Annotated in this window: 5 protein-coding genes and 1 riboswitch; of the genes, 4 read left to right on the plus strand and 1 reads right to left on the minus strand. The window is 36.3% G+C overall.

Annotation, left to right across the window (positions count from 1 at the left end; all coding sequences use genetic code 11):
• Positions 1–259 precede the first annotated feature (259 nt).
• Positions 260–442, plus strand: a riboswitch (Lysine riboswitch).
• Between the two features lie 132 nt (positions 443–574).
• The gene (locus tag ACQKP0_RS17875) at positions 575–1,807 is read left to right on the plus strand and encodes an aspartate kinase (RefSeq protein ID WP_427407183.1); all 1,233 of its coding nucleotides are present in this window, start codon (positions 575–577) and stop codon (positions 1,805–1,807) included.
• Positions 1,808–1,887: 80 nt separating this feature from the next.
• Here ACQKP0_RS17875 and ACQKP0_RS17880 read toward each other — a convergent pair whose 3' ends face one another.
• A complete protein-coding gene (locus tag ACQKP0_RS17880) occupies positions 1,888–2,340 on the minus strand; it encodes a YslB family protein (protein ID WP_427407184.1) in 453 nt (150 codons plus the stop codon).
• A 340-nt stretch (positions 2,341–2,680) separates the two neighbouring features.
• On the opposite strand from ACQKP0_RS17880, the gene ACQKP0_RS17885 reads away from it, so the two are divergent.
• The 3 genes from ACQKP0_RS17885 (at position 2,681) to sdhB (ending at position 5,956) form a co-directional block, all read left to right on the plus strand.
• A complete protein-coding gene (locus ACQKP0_RS17885) occupies positions 2,681–3,289 on the plus strand; it encodes a succinate dehydrogenase cytochrome b558 subunit (RefSeq protein WP_427407185.1) in 609 nt (202 codons plus the stop codon).
• A gap of 60 nt (positions 3,290–3,349) precedes the next feature.
• A complete protein-coding gene (gene sdhA / locus ACQKP0_RS17890; RefSeq protein ID WP_427407186.1) occupies positions 3,350–5,101 on the plus strand; it encodes a succinate dehydrogenase flavoprotein subunit in 1,752 nt (583 codons plus the stop codon).
• Between the two features lie 87 nt (positions 5,102–5,188).
• Positions 5,189–5,956 (plus strand): succinate dehydrogenase iron-sulfur subunit, encoded by a 768-nt coding sequence (gene sdhB, locus ACQKP0_RS17895; protein ID WP_427407187.1) that lies wholly within the window; start codon positions 5,189–5,191, stop codon positions 5,954–5,956.
• Positions 5,957–6,082: the final 126 nt, after the last annotated feature.

Genomic DNA, 6,082 nt, shown 5'->3' on the forward strand with positions numbered 1-6,082 from the left:
AAGAGGGAAGTGGGAGACCCCGCAGGCGAGTAACGCCGAGGAGGCTCCCATCCCTCCCCGCTGAAAGCAAGTGTCTGGAGCGGAAATCAACGGACTAAGTTTATAGTCTAAAAACAACAATTTATACGAAAAGAGCCTTCTTTAAAAACTATATAAATTAAATATTACATCAATCTTTTGAAAACTACGTTAATTAAGTATAGTCAAGTAAATAAGCTTGTGCTATAATGATAAAAAATTTAATAAACTTTTATTACTAATAAGTGATAGAGGTGCAAAACTAAAGAGTAGATGCTTGGAGAATGATGAGATTCTATGAAAAGCTTTGAAAGGTAGTTTTGCCGAAGTGAAAACAGGCTCATTCCTTTTTTTGCTGGTTCATGTATTTAAGAAGTGCTGAACTGTCAAGATGATTCGTTCATCTTGGAGAGCTATCTCGCAAAGTGTTTTTCGTAATAAGTTTTAGTTACGTCATCACAAGCAATGAGATAGATTTCTCATTGCTTTTTTATTTTGTTTTTATTTTACATTTGGCTGTAACTACAAAATCATTTGTTGAAAGTAGGCGAAATCATTGGGGTTAGTTGTACTAAAATTTGGCGGGACATCAGTTGGCGATGTAGAAAGAATTAAAAATACAGCAAATCGAATTTTAGAGGAAAAGAAGAAAGGCCACAAAGTAGTTGTTGTCGTATCTGCGATGGGAAAAACAACTGATCAACTTGTTGCCTTATCTAAGGAGCTATCTTCTTACCCGAGTAAAAGGGAAATGGATATGCTACTATCAACGGGCGAACAAGTTACTATTGCCCTTTTATCAATGGCATTAGCTGAGAAAGGTCATTCAGCCATCTCATTTACCGGATGGCAGGCTGGTATATTGACGGAAAATATACATAGTAATGCTCGTATTATTGATATTGATCCAAATAAAATAAAGAAATATCTTGCAGAAGAACAAATTGTAATCGTTGCAGGGTTTCAAGGAGCAACAGAAAATGGGGAAATTACGACATTAGGCAGAGGTGGTTCAGATACAACAGCAGTAGCTTTAGCAGCAGCATTAGCAGCAGATAAGTGCATCATTTATACAGATGTAACGGGTGTATTTACTTCTGATCCTAGATACATCCCTGGTGCTAGGAAACTTGAAGCAATATCGTATGATGAGATGCTGGAGCTGGCAAATCTTGGTGCTGGAGTTTTGCATGCAAGAGCGGTGGAGTTTGCGAAAAATCACCAAATTCCATTAGAGGTTTGTTCGAGCTTGGTTAAAGAATCTGGGACTGTAATTGAGGAGGAAATAGCTGTGGAAAAAAGTTTAATTGTTCGTGGAGTAGCATTTGAGGGGGCAATCACAAGAATTACTGTTTTCGGATTGAAAAATGGCTACAACAACCTTTCTTCTATTTTTAATAAATTGGCAAGAAGAAACATAAATGTTGATATTATTATTCAAAATTTAACCGTTGGTGAAGATACCTATCTCTCTTTTTCAATAAAAAATGATGATTTGCGTGAAACAATTGACATACTCGAACAGTATCAAGAAGCTTTAGGATTTGATCATTTCGAATATGAATCTGATCTTGCCAAAGTATCAATTATTGGTTCTGGAATGATTTCAAATCCAGGAGTAGCAGCCAAAATGTTCGACATACTAGCAAAAAATAATATTCAAATTAAGATGGTCAGTACATCAGAAATTAAGGTATCAACGGTAATTGAAGAAAATCATATGATTGAAGCATCCCGAATTCTTCATACAGCATTTGAACTTGATTCGGTGGGGCAAAAAATAAAATAAAAGCAGTTGACTTTAGAATACTGGAGCAAAAAGAAGAATAGGAGCTATCTGAAAAGCAAAGTGTCAGACAGCCCCTATTTTTAAATATCTAGGTCTTTAAAATCCCAACGTATAAGTATTTTAATCTTTTTATGTCGTTTAATAATTTCCTCAAATGCTTCTGTTCGCATTTTTCTTTGTGATTGAATTTGTTCTGCTAAAAATCCCGCCTCTAATTTAAAACATGATTCGGTTTTCATTTCGAATTGTCTGCTAATAAGCGAGCTTGATAGCTCAAATTCCATCCCATTTTTTTCTTCTTTTGTGATATGGAGAGTTCCCCAGCCAGCTTCCTCAAAAAAGGAGATCACTTCATTTATTGACATTAACGGAAACTTGCGAGCTAGGTGTTTTCCGGCCCAATACAATATATCTGCTGTTTCTTTTCCTAATATTTCAGGTAGTAGTATATCCCGAATAAGTTCGTATCCGAATGCTGGAACTGTAAGATCAATTTCAGTAGTTTTTTGTTCTAATTCTGCAGAAGATTTCACGTTATTCCCCTCTTTCTCTATGCCTTTATTATATACAAAAATTTATTTCAGTTTAATATAAATTTTGGTAAGAAGGTTTTAAAAAATTTTTCTAATAATTTGAGGCATATTATCATCAAAATCAATTTGTGTATTATCAATGATTATATGAAGGATAACATGAAAAAGTATTAGATTATATGTCGAATTTGTGTATCCGTTTCCTTGACGGTCTCTAAGTGCAGGAGTAAAATGGATATGTCACATAAATGCTATATACTTAAAGCATAGTAAATTCAAGAAAAATTTTTTGAATCATTTTGCTATGCACAAACGCTTTTATTATTAAGGGGGGTAAAATGTGGCCGGAAATCGTGAGTTTTTAAATCGCAGATTGCATTCATTGCTAGGTGTAATACCAGTTGGACTTTTCTTAATTGTACACTTAGTTGTGAACCATTTTGCTACAGGTGGAGAAGAATCTTTCAATAAAGCTGTAGGTTTTATGGAAAGTCTACCGTTCCTTATCTTTCTTGAATTTATTTTTATTTATTTACCATTGCTGTTCCATGCAATTTATGGACTTTATATTGCATTCACAGCAAAAAATAATACGAGCAGACTAGGATTTTTTCGAAATTGGATGTTCCTATTCCAACGTGTATCCGGAATTATCGTGCTAATTTTCTTAGCATGGCACGTATATTCAACTCGTATTCAAATGGCATTCGGAGAAGAAATGAATTATAGCTTTATGGAAAATGTTTTCTCTAATCCATGGATGATCGCATTCTACATAGTGGGCTTAATTGCAACAACTTTCCATTTTTCAAATGGTTTATGGTCTTTCTGTGTTAGCTGGGGTATTACTCAATCACCACGTTCCCAACAAATATCTTCATATGTTGTATTAGTTGTATTTGTTGTGTTATCCATCATTGGTATTCGAGCAATCTTCGCTTTCGTTTAAGCCTTATAAGGAAATTATTATTATGTTCGGAGCATGTTTTTAAAAAGGAGTGAGTCTCGAGTGAGTAAAGGGAAAATCATCGTAGTTGGCGGCGGTTTAGCCGGCTTGATGTCAACAGTTAAAATAGCAGAGGCAGGCAAACAAGTAGACTTATTTTCATTAGTGCCAGTAAAACGTTCTCACTCTGTATGTGCACAAGGTGGAATTAATGGTGCAGTGAATACGAAAGGTGAAGGAGATTCACCATATATCCACTTTGATGATACTGTTTATGGTGGGGACTTTCTAGCGAATCAGCCGCCTGTTAAAGCAATGTGTGAGGCAGCACCTGGAATTATTCATTTATTTGATCGTATGGGTGTAATGTTTAATCGTACTCCAGAAGGATTATTGGACTTCCGTCGTTTTGGTGGTACTCAGCATCACCGTACAGCTTTTGCTGGGGCAACTACAGGTCAACAATTACTATATGCTCTTGATGAGCAAGTTCGCCGTCATGAAGTAGCAGGATTAGTTAACAAATTCGAAGGATGGGAATTTTTGGGGGTTGTTCAAGACGATGAAGGAATTTGTCGTGGAATAGTTGCTCAAAACTTAACTTCAATGGAAATTAAAGCTTTTGAAGCTGATGCTGTAATCATGGCATCTGGTGGCCCTGGAATTATCTTTGGAAAATCTACTAACTCAATTATTAATACTGGTTCTGCAGCTTCTATTGTTTACCAACAAGGAGCTACTTATGCAAATGGTGAATTCATACAAATTCATCCAACTGCGATTCCTGGAGATGATAAGCTTCGCTTGATGAGTGAATCTGCTCGTGGTGAAGGTGGACGAGTTTGGACATATAAAGATGGTAAACCATGGTACTTCCTTGAAGAAAAATATCCAGCATATGGAAATCTTGTTCCGCGTGATATCGCAACACGTGAAATTTTCAATGTTTGTGTAGATATGAAACTTGGAATCAATGGTGAAAACATGGTTTATCTAGATCTTTCCCATAAAGATCCACATGAACTAGATGTTAAACTAGGTGGAATCATAGAAATTTATGAAAAATTCGTTGGTGAAGATCCACATAAAGTACCAATGAAAATCTTCCCTGCTGTTCACTATTCAATGGGTGGATTATGGGTAGATTATAAACAACATACAAGCATCCCAGGATTATTTGCTGCTGGAGAATGTGATTATTCTCAACATGGTGCGAACCGTTTAGGTGCCAATTCACTACTTTCTGCTATTTATGCCGGAACTGTAGCTGGTCCTGAAGCAGTAAATTATATTAATGGATTAGAAAAAAGTTCAGATGGCTTATCTTCTTCTATTTACGATAATGCTGTTAAGAAAGAAGAAGCAAAGTGGAACGATATTTTATCATTAAATGGCAGCGAAAATGCTTATATTCTTCATAAAGAACTTGGAGAATGGATGACAGATAATGTAACTGTTGTTCGTTACAATGACAGACTTAAAAAGACCGATGATAAAATTCTTGAGTTGATGGAACGTTACAATAACATCAATGTGAATGATACAGCTAAATGGAGTAATCAAGGGGCAGCATTTACACGCCAATTGAAAAACATGCTTCATCTTGCACGTGTTATCACTATCGGTGCTTTAAATCGTAATGAAAGTCGTGGGGCTCATTACAAACCAGACTTCCCTAAACGTAATGATGAAGAATTTTTAAAAACTACTATGGCTAAATTTGATGCTGCAACTAATACACCGCAATTTAGCTATGAGGATGTAGATGTATCCCTTATTAAGCCTCGTGAGCGTGACTATACTAAGAAACATTAATCTTGGTTCTAGACTTTAAACCACTATTAATGTTCCTTATAAGCCTCGTGAACGCGAGTAAACTAAAACGAAAGAGGAGAAATAAGGATGAGTGAACAAAAAACGGTACGCTTTATAATAACTCGCCAAGATAATCCGAATTCTTCCCCTTATCAAGAAGAATTTGAATTACCGTATCGTCCAAATATGAACGTAATATCATCATTAATGGAAATTCGTCGTAATCCGGTAAATGCACAAGGCGAAAAAACAACTCCAATTACTTGGGACATGAACTGTTTAGAAGAAGTTTGTGGTGCGTGTTCTATGGTGATTAATGGAAAACCAAGACAATCATGTTCTGCACTTGTAGATCAATTAGAACAACCGATTCGTCTTGAACCTATGCGTACATTCCCAGTTGTCCGTGACCTTCAGGTTGACCGTAGCCGTATGTTTGATTCCTTGAAAAAGGTAAAAGCATGGATTCCAATTGATGGTACTTATGATCTTGGTGAAGGTCCTCGTATGCCGGAGAAAAAACGTCAATGGGCATATGAATTATCAAAATGTATGACTTGTGGTGTTTGCTTAGAGGCTTGTCCGAATGTTAATAGCAAATCTAACTTTATCGGACCTGCACCACTTTCACAAGTTCGTTTATTTAATAGTCATCCGACAGGTGCTATGAATAAAGATGAGCGTTTAGAAGCGATAATGGGAGATGGAGGACTAGCAAACTGTGGGAACTCACAAAACTGTGTGCAGTCTTGTCCTAAAGGAATTCCATTAACTACTTCGATCGCAGCATTGAACCGTTCAACAACATTCCAAATGTTTAAAAACTTCTTCGGAAGCGATCATATGGTAGACTAATACTTTAGCCTTCAATCTTTTGATTGAAGGCTTTTTTATGTGTGCCAGGCATGGCAACTATCTTGGTGGTGAAAGTCCACTGTGGGGGTACACATCGTCCAACCACTAAGGAAGCGCAAGGTACTT

This window comes from Heyndrickxia sp. NPDC080065 (assembly GCF_050281185.1).
GTDB lineage: Bacteria > Bacillota > Bacilli > Bacillales > Bacillaceae_C > Heyndrickxia.